Annotated in this window: 10 protein-coding genes; all 10 read left to right on the forward strand. The window is 56.9% G+C overall.

Annotated features, from left to right (window positions below; genetic code table 11):
- Positions 1-204 precede the first annotated feature (204 nt).
- The 10 genes from hprK to uvrA all read left to right on the forward strand — a co-directional run bounded on the left by hprK (position 205) and on the right by uvrA (position 15,069).
- The gene (gene hprK, locus L248_RS02985; protein WP_040534537.1) at positions 205-1,158 is read left to right on the forward strand and encodes an HPr(Ser) kinase/phosphatase; all 954 of its coding nucleotides are present in this window, start codon (positions 205-207) and stop codon (positions 1,156-1,158) included.
- 28 nt (positions 1,159-1,186) lie between these two features.
- On the forward strand, positions 1,187-2,026 hold the full coding sequence (gene lgt / locus L248_RS02990) for a prolipoprotein diacylglyceryl transferase (RefSeq protein WP_022528585.1): 840 nt from the start codon (positions 1,187-1,189) through the stop codon (positions 2,024-2,026).
- Positions 2,016-3,047, forward strand: a complete 1,032-nt coding sequence (locus L248_RS02995; protein WP_040534539.1) for an NAD(P)H-dependent glycerol-3-phosphate dehydrogenase — start codon at positions 2,016-2,018, stop codon at positions 3,045-3,047. Before lgt ends, L248_RS02995 begins: the two co-directional genes overlap by 11 nt.
- 22 nt (positions 3,048-3,069) lie before the next feature.
- Positions 3,070-3,912: a sugar phosphate nucleotidyltransferase gene (locus tag L248_RS03000; RefSeq protein ID WP_022528587.1), complete on the forward strand. Its 843-nt coding sequence runs from the start codon at positions 3,070-3,072 to the stop codon at positions 3,910-3,912.
- A 78-nt stretch (positions 3,913-3,990) separates the two neighbouring features.
- Complete coding sequence (gene trxB / locus L248_RS03005) at positions 3,991-4,953, forward strand: thioredoxin-disulfide reductase (RefSeq protein WP_040534541.1); 963 nt, start codon at positions 3,991-3,993, stop codon at positions 4,951-4,953.
- A gap of 239 nt (positions 4,954-5,192) precedes the next feature.
- The gene (locus L248_RS03010; RefSeq protein WP_022528589.1) at positions 5,193-6,914 is read left to right on the forward strand and encodes a phospho-sugar mutase; all 1,722 of its coding nucleotides are present in this window, start codon (positions 5,193-5,195) and stop codon (positions 6,912-6,914) included.
- Positions 6,915-7,344: 430 nt separating this feature from the next.
- Entirely contained in the window at positions 7,345-8,961 is a 1,617-nt protein-coding gene (locus L248_RS03015; protein WP_040534543.1) for an ABC transporter ATP-binding protein, read from the forward strand.
- A 206-nt stretch (positions 8,962-9,167) separates the two neighbouring features.
- Positions 9,168-9,815: an HD domain-containing protein gene (locus L248_RS03020; protein WP_040534545.1), complete on the forward strand. Its 648-nt coding sequence runs from the start codon at positions 9,168-9,170 to the stop codon at positions 9,813-9,815.
- Between the two features lie 336 nt (positions 9,816-10,151).
- Positions 10,152-12,161: an excinuclease ABC subunit UvrB gene (uvrB, locus tag L248_RS03025; protein ID WP_040534546.1), complete on the forward strand. Its 2,010-nt coding sequence runs from the start codon at positions 10,152-10,154 to the stop codon at positions 12,159-12,161.
- Between the two features lie 4 nt (positions 12,162-12,165).
- On the forward strand, positions 12,166-15,069 hold the full coding sequence (gene uvrA, locus L248_RS03030; protein WP_022528593.1) for an excinuclease ABC subunit UvrA: 2,904 nt from the start codon (positions 12,166-12,168) through the stop codon (positions 15,067-15,069).
- The last annotated feature ends 138 nt before the right edge of the window (positions 15,070-15,207 follow it).

Below are 15,207 nucleotides of genomic sequence, written 5' to 3' on the forward strand. Positions count from 1 at the left end.
GAGCAAGACAGCTGCCTGCCGCCTGCGCCGTAAACGGGCGAAGCCGAGCAGGCCACCACAGTCCAAGGACCATAACACCAAAAGCCCAGGTGCAGGGCTTTTAGTGTTATGGCCACTTAGCCTGGGTGGCCTAACCGCTCGGCTTCGCCCTCTGGTGCGACATATGGTATCATCTAACTTGTATATCAAAATGGAGGTACAACCATGGCAAATACAGTGTCAGTCGCCAAGCTCGTCCAAGAGACCGATCTCAATGTGTTTTCCGGCAAGGAAGACATGGCCGACCGGATGATCGAAGTCAGCGACATCTCCCGGCCGGGCCTGGAGTTGACCGGCTATTTCCGCTATTATCCCAGCAATCGCATTCAGCTGTTCGGCAAGACAGAAATTTCTTTCTCCAAAGGCATGTCCAGTGAGGAACTCAGCGTTGTTCTGCGCCGGATGGCGATGCCGGATACGCCGGCCTTCCTGGTCTCCCGCGGCTATCAGCCGCCCCAGCAGATGATCACCGAAGCGCAAAAGGCCCACGTGCCCGTTCTCGGGTCGCCGCTGCCCACGTCGCGGCTGTCCAGTGTGGTGACGGAATACCTGGATGAAGAGCTGGCCGAACGCCGATCCATGCACGGCGTGCTGGTCGATATCTACGGCCTGGGCGTGCTGATCACCGGGGATTCCGGCGTCGGCAAGTCGGAGACCGCCTTGGATCTGATCAAGCGCGGGCACCGGCTGATTGCTGATGACCGGGTGGACGTTTACCAGCGGGATGAGAAAACGATCGTCGGGGAGGCTCCGGCGATTCTGCGGCACCTATTGGAGATTCGCGGGATCGGCATCATCGACGTGATGAACCTCTTCGGGGCCGGGGCGGTCCGGGACTCGGCGGAGATTTCGCTGATCGTTCACCTGGAGAACTGGTCCCCAGATGTGAATTACGACCGGATCGGGGCGCATGAACAGTTCCAGCAAATCTTCGACGTGGCTTTGCCCAAGATCACGATTCCCGTGAAGGTCGGCCGGAACTTGGCCATCATTATCGAGTCTGCCGCGATGAATTTCCGCGCTCAGTCCATGGGTTACGATGCCACCAAGGTATTCGAACGCAACCTGAATTCACTGATTAAGGAACACACGGCCGAAGACGAAGGCACCAAGGCCTAATTTTGTTGAAGAAAGTAGATGTTAATTCGTGTCACTCGCTGCCTTGAACCCGGTGGCCCTGCGTCTCGGGTCGCTGCAAATTAAATGGTACGGGGTCCTCATCGCCACCGGTGTGGTCCTGGCTGTGATTCTGTCCATGCGCGAAGCTAATCGGCGTCAGATCAGTCCCGACGATATCGTCGACCTGCTGCTTTGGATGCTGCCCATCGGCATCGTTGGTGCCCGGGCGTATTACGTGATTTTTCGCTGGTCTTATTACGCCGCTAATCCAGGGGAGATTTTTGCCATCTGGGAGGGCGGCTTAGCCATTTACGGCGGGATCATTGCCGGCCTGATCGTCCTGGTCGTCTACTGCTATTATCGGATGCTGCCGACGTGGCTTGTCCTCGACATTATTGCGCCCACTGTGCTGCTGGCCCAAGCCATCGGCCGCTGGGGCAACTTCATGAACCAGGAAGCGTTCGGCGGCACCACCACCCGGGCCTTTCTGGAAAGCTTGCACCTGCCAACCTTTATCATCAACCAGATGAACATCAATGGTGTTTACCACCAGCCGGACTTCTTGTACGAATCCATGTGGAGCCTGCTGGGGGTCATCTTGCTGTTCTCCCTGCGGCACCGCCTGCACTTCTTCAAGCGCGGGGAAGTGGCCCTTTCTTACATTGCTTGGTACTCCTTCGGCCGGTTCTGGATCGAGGGGACGCGGACAGACAGTCTCTATCTGTTCGGGCCAATCCGCGTGTCCCAGCTGCTGGCGGCGATCCTGTTCGTTGGCGCGGTGGGCCTGATCGTCTACCGGCGGCTGCGGAAGCCGGATAATCCTTGGTATCTTGATGGAAGCGGGTTGAAGTATCCTTATGAGCGTTAAGCGACAGTTGCAGATTACCGTCCTCGGCTCCGGTTCTTGGGGCAGTGTGCTGGCGGATGTGTTGGCGAGAAATGGTCACGCGGTCACGATCTATGGCCGTAATGCCCAGGAGATCAACGAAATCAACACGGACCACACGAACAAGCATTACCTGGCGGACCTGCACATGGATGAGAGCATCGTCGGCACCACCGACTTGCACCAAGCCGTGGCCAGCGCCGCCGCCATTTTCTTCGTCATCCCCACCCAAGCGATTCGCGGGGTAGCGGAGAAGGTGGGAGCCATCCTCAGTGAAGAGGGCCACCGGCCATTTCTCATTTCCGCGGCGAAGGGGTTGGAAGAAGGCACGCTGTACCGCATCTCCCAGATCCTGACACAGTCCATTCCGGCCCCGGTGCGGGGGGACATTATCGTTCTCTCCGGGCCCAGCCACGCGGAAGATGTGGCCCGCCACGACATCACCACCTTGACCGCTGCGTCCACCAACGAAGATGCCATGGCCTGGGTCCAGTGGGTCGTGATGAACGACTTTATGCGAATTTATACCAGTCCAGACGTGGTCGGCGTCGAACTCGGCGGGGCGATCAAGAACGTCATCGCCATTGGCGCCGGCGCCATCCACGGGCTGGGTTACGGTGACAATACCAAGGCGGCGCTGATGACCCGGGGGCTGGCAGAAATGGCCCGGCTCGGCGCTGCCTTCGGGGCCGACCCGCTGACTTTCAGTGGCTTGTCCGGCCTCGGCGACCTGATTGTGACGTGTACCAGCACGAATTCCCGGAACTGGCGGTGCGGCAATCGGTTGGGTCAGGGCGAGTCCTTGCAGCACATCCTCAATACGATGGGGATGGTGGTGGAGGGTGTGCCCACTGCCCAAGCGGTCCACGACCTGAGCAGTCAGGCCCAGGTAGACATGCCCATCTGTGAAGCTATTTATGAAGTGCTTTATCGCCACCGGCCCCTGCAAGACAGTATCGATGCCTTGATGGGTCGTATCGCGAAACCCGAGATCGATTTCTAACCTACCCGAAAGGAGGCTGCCTATGGTGAAAGCAGTGATTGCCGCCGGCGGCATCGGGGCCTCGCTGATGCCCCTGACCAAGGCGGTCGCTAAAGAAATTCTGCCCCTGGGCGGGCGGCCCGTCATTGATTACGTCATGCGCGAGCTGCAAGCCAACGACATTACGGAGATTCTGCTGATTGCCAATAAGAGCAAGCAGGCCATTGAAGACTACTTCGACTCTGCTCCGGAACTGGAGCGGGTATTGCAGGAGAAGGGCGACACGGCGACCTTGGCAGACATTGCCCGGTCCACCGCGGTCAACCTGCACTTCATTCACCAGCAGTCGCCGACGGGGATTGGCGGGGCCTTAGCCCTCGCCCGGGACTTCATTGACGGCGAGGACTTCTGTTTCGTGCTTTCTGACGATGTCCTGCCGGTGCCCGGCACCTTGTTGCAGGACTTGTGGCAAGCCCACGCGGCCAGCGGTCAGCAGATGGTGGCAGCGGTCCCGATTACCCCGGTCGAGAGCCAGCAGTACGGGGTGATCGACTGGGCAGACCCGGCAGCGGGGACGATCACGGCCATTCAAGAGAAGCCCGCGCCAGTGGCGGCTCCCAGTCATGATGCGGTCTTTGGCCGGTATGTTTTTTCAGCGGAGATATTCAACCGGCTGAATGAATTTGCCCCGGACCAGCAGCAGTTTGCCCGGGCGCTGAACAGTTTGGCCGCGGACGACCAGTTGTCCGGCCTTTCTTATACCGGTCCCCGGGAGAACATTGACGGCCACCTGGGTCTGGTCGAAGCAAACATCGACATGGCCCTGCGCGATCCCGCCACGGCCGGGCCGCTGCAAGCTTACCTGCGCACCTTGGACCTGGATTAAGCCGGGCAGTGGCATTATTTCAGAAAATCATGTATGATATTCCCTAGGGTACTTATTTTTAGTAAGGAGTTGTTGCTGATGGCTAAAGCATATGATGTCGTTGTAATCGGCGCAGGACCCGGCGGTATGACTGCCGCCCTGTACGCTGCACGTTCCAATCTGCGGGTGGTCATGCTGGACCGCGGGATTTACGGCGGCCAGATGAATAATACCGCAGCCATCGAGAACTACCCTGGTTTCACGGATGTTCTCGGTCCGGAACTGGGTGAGAAGATGTACGCCACTGCGGAACAGGCTGGCGTTGAATATGCCTACGGTGAAGTCACCAGCATCGAAGACCACGGCACCACGAAACTGATCCACACCGATGAGGACGATTATGAAGCCAAGGCCGTTGTCTTGGCCACCGGTGCGGAACACCGCAAGGTTGGGGTACCTGGCGAAGAAGAATATTCCGGCCGCGGTGTCTCGTACTGCGCAGTCTGCGACGGGGCTTTCTTCAAGGGTCAGCCGTTAGCCGTTATCGGCGGCGGCGATTCCGCCGTTGAAGAAGGCATCTACCTCGCTCAGTTGTCCCCTGATGTCTATGTCCTCCACCGGCGCGATCAGCTGCGCGCCCAGAAGGTGCTGCAGAACCGGGCCTTCGCCAACGACCACATGCACTTTGTATGGAACACCCAGCTCCAATCCATTGATGGCGATGGGAAGAAAGTGACCGGCGTGACGTACAAGGACAAGGTCACCGGTGAAGAAAAGCAGATTCCGGTTGCCGGTGTGTTCATCTATGTCGGCATCAAGCCCATGACGGACGCCTTCAAGAATCTGCCGATCCTGGACGATCAGGGCTGGATCATCACGGACGACCACATGCGGACGAAAGTACCCGGCGTCTTCGCAGTGGGCGATGCCCGCCAGAAGGATCTGCGCCAGATCACCACGGCCGTCGGTGAAGGCGGCTTAGCGGGCCAGCAGGTCTACCACTACATCCAAGAGATGGGTGACGAAGCCGCAGCAGCGAAGGTTAAAGCACAGCAAGCTTAATACGAATGAGTGGTCCATCCTCGGCGCAAGCCGGGGATTTTTTTGTCCAGAGGGCGGTGCCCGTTTTCGTACTTTCTGGAGGGCAGGAGGCGCTCGATTTGGTAAATATTTTAGTAAATATCCTTATTGACATCTTGATAATTTACTAAATTTTCAAGACCAATTCCCCTCGCTTTCCCCTTGAACCATGTATAATGAAAGAGGAATCATACAACGGTTTTTAAGGAGGAGTTTCTGCAATGAGCTGGCAAGATAATTATCAACAGTGGCAAAAAGCCACCTTGGTACCTGATCTGGCAGAAGAACTGGACCAAATGAAGGGCCACGACGATGACTTGGAAGATGCCTTCACGGCCCCGATGGAATTCGGCACCGCCGGCATGCGCGGCGTCATGGGCCCCGGCATCAACCGGATGAATATCTATACGGTTCGGCAAGCGACAGAAGGGCTGGCCCGCTTTATGGACCAGTTGCCGGAAGCACGGAAGCAGCAAGGGGTCGCTATCAGTTTTGACTCCCGTTACCACTCCCAAGAATTTGCCCATGAATCCGCCCGGGTTTTGGGCGCCCACAATATTCCGTCCTACGTGTTCGATTCGCTGCGGCCGACCCCGGAATTGTCCTTCACGATCCGGCATCTGCATACTTATGCGGGGATCATGATCACGGCCAGCCATAACCCTAAGCAGTACAACGGGTATAAGATCTATGGTCCCGACGGCGGGCAGATGCCGCCGGAAGAGGCGGATACGATCACCAAGTACATTCGGGAAGTCACCGACATTTTCAACATTCCCGTCGTCCAAGAGCAGAAGCTGCGGGAAACCAAGGTCATGCATCTCATTGGCGAAGACGTCGATGAAGATTACTTGGATGCCCTGAAGTCGGTCACCATTGACTCTGACTTGATCAAGCAGGAAAAGGACATGAAGCTGATCTACAGCCCGCTGCATGGCACCGGCAAGGTCTTGGCTCAGCGGGTATTGCAAGGGGCCGGCTTTGAGGCCGTCCGCATCGTTCCCGAGCAGGCCATCCTCGATCCGGAGTTTCCGACGACTCCGTTCCCGAACCCTGAATTTCCCCAGGCCTTTGACCTGGCCATTAAGTTAGGGAAGAAAGAATCCGCCGATGTCCTCATCGCTACCGACCCTGACGCCGACCGCTTGGGCACGGCGGTCCGTTTGCCGAACGGCGAGTACCAGCTGCTGACGGGGAACCAAATTGCCAGTATCATGCTGCACTACATCTTGACGGCCCGCAAGAACGCCGGTACATTGCCGAAGAACGGCGCAGTCGTGAAGTCCTTTGTTTCTACCGAGCTGGCTACGAAGATTGCCGAGAGCTTCGGTATGCAGATGATCAATGTCGAGACTGGCTTCAAGTTTATCGCCGAGCAGATCGAGCACTTCGAAGAGACCGGCAGCCACGAATTCCTCTTTGGCTTCGAAGAGAGCTACGGCTACTTGATGAAGCCGTTCGTTCGGGATAAGGACGCCATGCAGGCGACCTTGATGCTGGCCGAAGTGGCGGCGTACTACAAGCACCAGGGCAAGACCCTGTACGACGGCTTACAAGACCTCTACAAGGAATACGGCTACTTCGCCGAGAAGACTGTTTCCCAAGATTTCCCTGGCATCAAGGGGGCCGAAGAAATGGCCGCGCTGATGACCAAGTTCCGCGAAGAAGAACCGGCTGACTTCGCCGGTGTGAAGGTCGCCCGCACCGAGGACTACCTCTCCGGTCAAGCCAAGTTAGCCAACGGCAGCACTGAGCAGCTGACCCTGCCCAAGGCCAATGTGCTCAAGTTCATCCTCACCGACGGCACTTGGATCGCCATCCGTCCGTCCGGCACAGAGCCGAAGATCAAGTACTATGTCGGCACTCAAGCTGATTCCGAAGACGCCGCGCAGAAGCGCCTCGGCGAGTTTGAGAATGCCTTAACCGCCTTTACGAAGGCGTAAGTCACTGAGTCATGCATTGCCCTCAGAGCCCCGCCGCTCTGGGGGTTTTGCTGTATGGTCAGAAAGGAGAGGACAGTCCATGCCTGCATTACCCACGATTCTCATCTATCCATTTCCCGGTCACGCATAACCGTTGACAATTGTATGACCACAGTGTACGATACATGCAAATTCATTTTTCCTTAAGGAGGATCCCATAATGCCTCGTCCATCTAACATTTTTGCTGACTAACGCATGTCGTTCGTCATGCGAGTGAAGTTCTCAGTACGGATTAGCCGCGCCATTCAGGCTTTCGGCGGAAGCCGCAGGTATATTTGTCTTGCGGTTTACTCCGCGAAGACAATCGGCCGATTATCGGTGCATTTTGCCGGTCTAGGCTGACGATTCTGAGAATCTTTCACCCGTGCCGCAAAAGGTTAGGTGAATTCAATGAATTTGTCTCGTTATATCAAACAATTTTGGTTGCAGAATATTGGGGTCGTGTTGGTTGAGGTCTTCAAAAGTGTCACAGATACGGTGGCCAACATTTTAATGGCCAATGCCTTGACCGCGCTGACCAAGCTGCAAGCCCACGAATTTCTGGTGTGGAGCGCCTGGGCCGTGTTGGCCTATTTGGGCGGTGCAGTGGGAATCTACCTGGAGATCTACTACGTCACACACGTGATTTACCTGATGGACACCGCTCTGCGGCGTGATATCGGGCAGAAACTGGCAGCGGTCAATTACGAGGAGTACCATCGACAGAGCGACTCGGTGTACGTCTCGTGGCTGACCAATGATATCACCCAGATCAATACGTACGGTTTCTACAATCTGGTAGATATTTTTTCAGCCATCAGCGATATTGTCTTTGCGTTGATTGGGCTGCTGTACTATCGGTATTCGCTGGTGCTGCTCACCGTGATGCTGGCCGTCGTCATGCTGGTGGTGCCCAAACTCTTTGGCCAACCCGTCCAGAAACGGTCGCAAGCGTTGTCCGCCGCCAATGAACAGAGCATGAACCAATTTTCTGACATTCTCGCCGGCTTCGATGACCTGCTCATGCTGAACCTCCGCCAGCGCATTGTGGAGAAAATTGCGGCTTCTTCGACCCGCTTCATGCATGCCACGGATCGTCATAAGCAGCTTGTCGGGGCGATGGTGGGGTCGTCTGCCGCGATAGGCAACTTGAGTCAAGTAGCCGTCATGGGCTTCACCGGTTACCTGGCATTTCAAAGGCTTGTCCCCATTGGGGCGATCATGGCCACGCGCAACTTCGCAGAATCAATTTTTACCGGAGTCGCTAACGCAGGCACACTGGGCATCGTGACCCAGGGATTGGATCCTCTTTTTGCCAAGTACAACGCGCTCACGCCTGATCCCGCGAAGGGCCAAGGCATGGTTGGCCCGCTGCGCCAAGCACTGCAAATGAATCAGGTTTCATTTACCTATCCGGATGCCCAACAGCCCACTCTGGCGGACTTCAATTTAACGCTGGGAGCGGGTAAAAATTATGCCCTGGTGGGTCCCTCCGGACAGGGTAAAACAACGATCATCAATCTTCTGGCCGGTAATTTGACCCAATACAAGGGAACGCTGCGCTTCGATGGCCAGGATTACCGGACTATCGCGCCCCAGGCCATTCGTGACCAGATCGTGGTCTTGAATCAAATACCGTTCATTTTCAACGACACCTTGCGTCAAAATATCACGCTGGGGCGGGAATTTACTGATCAACAGCTGCAAACCGCGTTGACAGAAAGCGGGTTAGCCGATGTGGTCGCCAAGCTGCCCCAGGGGCTCGATACGCTGCTGACCAAGAGCGGCCGCAACCTCTCTGGCGGTCAGCGGCAGCGGGTTGCCCTGGCGCGCGGCCTGATTGGCGGGCGCAAGATCGTCTTCATGGACGAAGGGACCGCCTCACTGGACGAAGCCGCTGCCGCTCAAATCGAGGACAGTCTATTAGCCCGAGCGGATGTGACCTTACTCATGGTCACCCATCACTTGCGCAACGAGATTCGCCCGCAGTTTGATCGGGTGATTACGTTAGGCGAGGAACAGGACTAACCGGCAGGATATGCAATGACGCGTCGGTGATCAGGTGCCGCCATGGCACCGGGTTGCCGACTTTTTAATGCGTCTGAACGATCGTGGGACATAACGCAACTTTCAGACGCAAGATACCGGGGGGGTGAGCTTTCGCACCTCTTGTTGTCCACCGCCCGCTGTGGTACCATACGGACAACCAAAAACAGATAAGGAGCGTGTTCGTCGTGGGCTTGCATCAGTACATCACCGGATTAACGAATCTTGAATGGTTGGACCGGGCACCGGGTTTCTTCAAGTATCAGCAGCATTCCGTCGCTGCACATTCCTTCAAGGTGGCCGCCATTGCCCAGATGCTGGGGGACATCGAGGAACAAGCCGGCAACCCCATTGACTGGAAGATGCTGTACGAGAAATCCCTGAACCACGACTATACCGAACGCTTCATCGGCGACATCAAGACCCCCGTCAAGTATGCGACGCCGGAGTTGCGCCATATGCTCGCCCGCGTCGAGGCCCACATGACGGAGAACTTCATCCAAAACGAAATTCCCGCCGAGCTCCAAGACATCTACCGCCGCCGCCTCTCCGAGGGCAAAGACGACACCATCGAGGGCCGTATCCTCTCCGTGGCGGACAAGGTGGACCTGCTCTACGAGTCCTTCGGCGAGATTCAAAAGGGCAATCCCGAGACTGTCTACATGGACATCTTCAAAGAAAGCCTGACCACCATCGTCGCCTTCAACACGATGCCCTCCGTACAATACTTCCTAGAAAACATCCTCCCCGACCTCCTCAACGAGGACTTCTCCGACCGCGACAAACTCGCCGCCATCACCAAAAAAATCATGCCCGAATACCACGTCACCCATTAAGTTCATTAAAGTTGCCCCCAGTTCCTGCATCGTTTACTAACCGGCAGAAAGTTCTTCTGCACTGCACTCTGAAGGTAACAGACGCCATCGATTACCCGAGTTTTTTAAGCCACCTAAAGCATAGTCGAACTCCTTAACAGCCAGCCCAGACACCGCCAACCGCCCCAGACAGTCAACGCCCCTGACCCCAAAGGCGGCAGCGCGAAGCGCAACGCCGTGGCGAAAGGATGTTCGGTGTGGTACAATGTATTTACTGATTTATCAACGCAAGAGTCCCGTGGGCTTTTGCGTTTCGTTCGCTTATCATTGTTTTTCGCAGAGGGGGATTTTCACCATATGATTACACGTCTACCTGATCGACCATTTGATTTGGTTTCGAAGTATCAGCCGGCCGGCGACCAAGGCGCGGCGATCAGCCGAATCACGAAGGACTTCCAGAAGGGCGACAAAGAAGTCGTGTTGGAAGGGGCCACCGGGACCGGTAAAACCTTCACCATGGCCAACGTCATCGCCAAACTGAACAAGCCCACCTTAGTTATTTCACACAACAAGACCCTGGCCGGTCAGCTCTACGGCGAGTTCAAGGAATTCTTCCCCCACGACGCCGTGGAATACTTCGTCAGTTATTATGATTATTATCAGCCAGAAGCCTACGTGCCCTCTAGCGATACGTACATCGAGAAGGACGCCAGCATCAACGACGAGATCGATAAGCTGCGCCACTCGGCCACCAGTGCCTTACTGGAGCGTAATGATGTCATCGTGGTGGCCTCGGTCTCCTGTATCTTTGGTTTGGGCGACCCGGTGGAGTATGCCAAGAGTACGATTTCATTGAGAAAAGGGATGCAGATCGACCGCAACACGCTGCTGCGGGAGCTGGTTGGCATCCAATTTGAGCGCAACGACATCGACTTCCAGCGCGGCCGTTTCCGGGTGCGCGGCGACGTGGTCGAGATTTTCCCTGCGTCCCAAGACGAGAATGCCATTCGGGTGGAGTTCTTCGGCGACGAGATCGATCGGATGGTCGAAGTGGACGCCCTGACCGGCGAGATTCTCGGAGAGCGGGAGCAAGTCTCCATCTTTCCGGCCACCCACTTCATGACTAATGACGATCAGATGGAAGCCGCTATTAAGCGCATCCAGGATGAACTTCAGGACCGCCTGAAGTGGTTCCGGGATAACGGTAAACTGCTGGAAGCCCAACGCCTGGAGCAGCGGACCAACTACGACATCGACATGATGCGGGAGATGGGCTATACCAACGGCATCGAGAATTACTCAGCCCCGCTGGAAGGCCGCGCCCCCGGCGTGCCGCCGCATACCTTGCTGGATTTCTTCCCTGATGACTTCAATATTATGATCGACGAATCCCATGTCACCATGCCCCAGATCCGCGGCATGTACAATGGTGATCGGGCCCGGAAGCAGATGCTGGTGGATTACGGCTTCCGCCTGCCCAGTGCCCGGGATAACCGGCCGCTGAAGCTGAACGAGTTCGAGGAACACGTGAAGCGGATCCTGTACGTTTCTGCCACGCCCGGTCCCTACGAGATGGACCGGGCCCAAGACCATGTTCCCCAAATCATTCGGCCCACCGGCTTGCTTGATCCGGTTATCGAAGTGCGGCCGATCATGGGGCAAATCGATGACATGGTGGGGGAGATCAACCAGCGTGTCGAGAAGCACGAACGAGTCTTTGTCACCACCATGACCAAGAAGATGGCCGAGGACTTGACCGATTACTTGAAGGAAATGGGTATGAAGGTGCGCTACCTGCACTCGGACATCAAGACCCTGGAGCGGACCCAAATCATTCGCGATTTGCGCCTGGGTGTTTTCGATGTCCTCATCGGCATCAATCTGTTGCGGGAAGGCATTGATGTGCCGGAAGTCTCCCTGATCTGTATCCTCGATGCGGATAAGGAAGGGTTCCTGCGGTCGGAACAATCGCTGACCCAGATCATTGGCCGGGCGTCGCGGAATGTGCACGGCAAGGTCATCATGTATGCCGATTCCGTGACGGATTCAATGAAGGAAGCCATTGCCAAGACCAAGCACCGGCGCCAGATTCAGGAAGCCTTCAACGAGAAGCACCACGTCACGCCGACGACCATTGTGAAGCCGATTCGGGATGCTATTTCGGTGGTCAAGACCACCGACGTGGCAGATGAAGAAAGCAAAGACAAGACCGCCAGTATCGACTTGACCAACTTGTCGAAGAAGGAACGGAACGAGCTCATCAGCAACCTCACGGAACAGATGCAGAACGCGGCCAAGAAGCTGGACTTCGAGACCGCTGCGACCTTGCGGGATACTATCTTAGAATTGAAAGCAGAAGTGGATTAAACATATGGCCAACGATAAAATCATCATTCACGGCGCCCGCGCCCACAATTTGAAGAATATCGACGTCACTATTCCCCGGGACAAGCTCGTCGTGGTCACCGGTCTGTCCGGTTCCGGGAAGAGTTCTCTGGCCTTTGATACCCTGTACGCCGAGGGCCAGCGCCGCTACGTCGAGAGCTTGTCCGCATACGCTCGGCAATTTTTAGGACAGATGCAGAAACCCGACGTGGACAGCATCGACGGCCTGTCACCGGCCATTTCTATCGACCAGAAGACAACGTCGAAGAATCCCCGCTCCACCGTCGGGACGGTCACCGAGATCAATGATTACCTGCGGCTGTTGTGGGCCCGGGTGGGGCATCCTATCTGTCCCAACGACGGCACGCCGATTCAAAGTCAGTCGGTGGACCAGATGGTCACCCGCACCATGGCCCTGCCCGAGGGGTCGAAGATTCAGATCATGTCGCCCATCGTCCGCCAGAAGAAAGGTACCCAGAAGAAAGAATTTGCGCGCGTTAAGCGGGAAGGGTATGTGCGTCTGCGGGTGGACGGTGAGACTTACGATGTCAGCGAAGCGCCCGAGCTGGATAGGAACAAGAAGCACGATGTAGACATCGTCGTGGACCGGATCGTGGTCCGGGACAGTGTCCGCTCGCGTTTGTTTGACTCCATGGAGGCCGCACTGCGGTTGTCCGACGGCTATGCCAATATCGACGTCATCGGCGGCGAACCGCTGGTCTTTTCTGAACACTATGCCTGCCCCATCTGCGGCTTCACGGTGGGGGAGCTGGAACCCCGGCTGTTCTCCTTCAATGCCCCGTTCGGTGCCTGCCCGGACTGTGATGGCCTGGGGGTCAAGCTGTCCGTGGACCCGGATCTGGTGATTCCCGACGACACCAAGACGTTGGCCGAAGGGGCCCTGGCCCCGTGGAATCCCATCAGTTCCCAGTATTATCCGGAGCTGCTGGCGCAAGCGGCGGCAGCGTTCCATATTGACATGAATACCCCGTTCAAGAAGCTGCCGAAGAAAGATCAGGAGCTGGTCTTGAACGGTTCCGACGGGCGGGAATTCCACTTCCATTACCAGAACGACTTCGGCGGCGTCCGCGACGTGGATACCGCCTTCGAAGGGGTGCTGCCGAATATTGCCCGGCGTTACCGGGACACGAACAGCGATTTCACCCGCGACCAGATGCGCCAGTATATGACTGAACTGACCTGCCCCACCTGCCACGGCAAGCGGCTCAACCGCCAGGCGTTGAGTGTGAAGGTCAGCGGTGAGGATATTGCCACGGTGTCTGATCTTTCGATCAAGGATGCCATTCCTTTCTTCAGCGACGTCAAGCTCTCGGAACAAGAGGCGGTGATTGCCAAGCCGATTCTCAAGGAAGTGCGGGACCGGCTGACGTTCCTGCGCAATGTTGGGCTGGACTACCTGACACTGTCGCGCTCGGCCGGCACGCTGTCCGGTGGGGAAGCCCAGCGAATCCGCTTGGCCACCCAGATCGGGTCCAACTTGTCCGGGGTGCTCTACATCCTGGATGAGCCGTCCATCGGTCTGCACCAGCGGGATAACGACCGCTTGATCGAGTCGCTGAAGAAGATGCGCGACCTGGGCAACACCCTGATCGTCGTCGAACACGACGAAGACACCATGCGCGCTGCCGATTACCTAATCGACATCGGCCCGGGTGCCGGGGAGAAAGGCGGCCGGGTGATGGCCGCCGGTACCCCGGCTGAAGTGGCCAAGAACCCCAAGTCCTTGACGGGGCAATACCTGGCCGGGAAGAAATTCGTTCCCGTGCCGCTGAAACGGCGGCCCGGTAACGGCAAAGAAATTCGGATCACCGGCGCGGCGGAGAACAACCTGAAACACATCGACGTGGACTTTCCCCTGGGCAAGTTCATTGTTGTTACTGGGGTCTCTGGTTCCGGCAAGTCCACCCTGGTCAACCAGATCCTGAAACGGGCGCTGGCCCAGAAGCTGAACCACAATTCCCATAAAGCGGGGAAGTACAAGAGCATCACGGGCTACAAGAACATTGACAAACTGGTAGACATCGACCAAAGTCCCATCGGCCGGACGCCCCGGAGCAATCCGGCGACTTATACCAGTGTCTTCGACGACATCCGGGACCTCTTTGCCAAGACCAACGAAGCTAAGATTCGCGGTTATTCCAAGGGCCGCTTCAGTTTCAACGTTAAGGGCGGCCGTTGCGAGACCTGCCACGGGGACGGCATCATCCGGATTGAGATGAACTTTCTCCCTGATATCTACGTACCGTGCGAAGTCTGCCACGGCACCCGGTACAATTCGGAGACCTTGGAAGTGACTTACCACGGCAAGAATATCGCAGAAGTGCTGGACATGACCGTGGCAGAGGCCTTAGATTTCTTCAAGGCCATTCCCAAGATCACCCGCAAGCTGCAAACCATCGTGGACGTTGGCCTAGGGTACGTCAAGATGGGCCAGCCGGCCACGACGCTGTCCGGCGGCGAGGCCCAGCGGATGAAGCTGGCCAGTGAACTCTACAAGAAATCCACCGGTAACAACTTCTACATCCTGGACGAACCCACCACCGGGCTGCACACTGACGATATCAAGCGTCTGCTGGTCGTGCTTGAGCGCTTGGTGGATGAGGGTAACACGGTGCTGATTATCGAGCACAACCTGGACGTCGTGAAGAGCGCCGACTGGCTCATCGACCTCGGGCCAGATGGCGGTGACGGCGGCGGCACCGTCATCGCCACCGGCACCCCGGAGCACGTGGCCACCGTTAAAAAGAGTTACACCGGCCAATACCTCGGCCCGGTCCTCGTCCGCGACACTGAGCGGACGAAGAAGGCTCTGGCGGCCAAGAAAAAGCCCGCGGCGAAAGCCAAGCGGACCGTTAAAGCCAAAAAGTGATCCAGCAAGAACTGTCCTAGGCAAAGCCTGGGGCAGTTTTTGGTGTGGTGAGATATGATTCGCGGGACCCGGCGATTTGGACCCTCCGCCAGGGGGCCGGCGACGCGAAGCTAGTGCGGAGCCGGTCCTGCGCAGCTA

Origin of the sequence: Schleiferilactobacillus shenzhenensis LY-73, from assembly GCF_000469325.1 — a bacterium.
GTDB classification, from domain to species: Bacteria; Bacillota; Bacilli; order Lactobacillales; family Lactobacillaceae; genus Schleiferilactobacillus; species Schleiferilactobacillus shenzhenensis.

What these genes read in the sequence shown, in the direction of transcription:
- trxB (WP_040534541.1), top strand. Translation starts at nt 3,991, where the DNA reads ATGGCTAAAGCATATGATGTCGTTGTAATCGGCGCAGGACCCGGCGGT.
- L248_RS02995 (WP_040534539.1), top strand. Translation starts at nt 2,016, where the DNA reads ATGAGCGTTAAGCGACAGTTGCAGATTACCGTCCTCGGCTCCGGTTCT.
- uvrA (WP_022528593.1), top strand. Translation starts at nt 12,166, where the DNA reads ATGGCCAACGATAAAATCATCATTCACGGCGCCCGCGCCCACAATTTG.
- L248_RS03010 (WP_022528589.1), top strand. Translation starts at nt 5,193, where the DNA reads ATGAGCTGGCAAGATAATTATCAACAGTGGCAAAAAGCCACCTTGGTA.
- hprK (WP_040534537.1), top strand. Translation starts at nt 205, where the DNA reads ATGGCAAATACAGTGTCAGTCGCCAAGCTCGTCCAAGAGACCGATCTC.
- L248_RS03000 (WP_022528587.1), top strand. Translation starts at nt 3,070, where the DNA reads ATGGTGAAAGCAGTGATTGCCGCCGGCGGCATCGGGGCCTCGCTGATG.
- uvrB (WP_040534546.1), top strand. Translation starts at nt 10,152, where the DNA reads ATGATTACACGTCTACCTGATCGACCATTTGATTTGGTTTCGAAGTAT.
- L248_RS03015 (WP_040534543.1), top strand. Translation starts at nt 7,345, where the DNA reads ATGAATTTGTCTCGTTATATCAAACAATTTTGGTTGCAGAATATTGGG.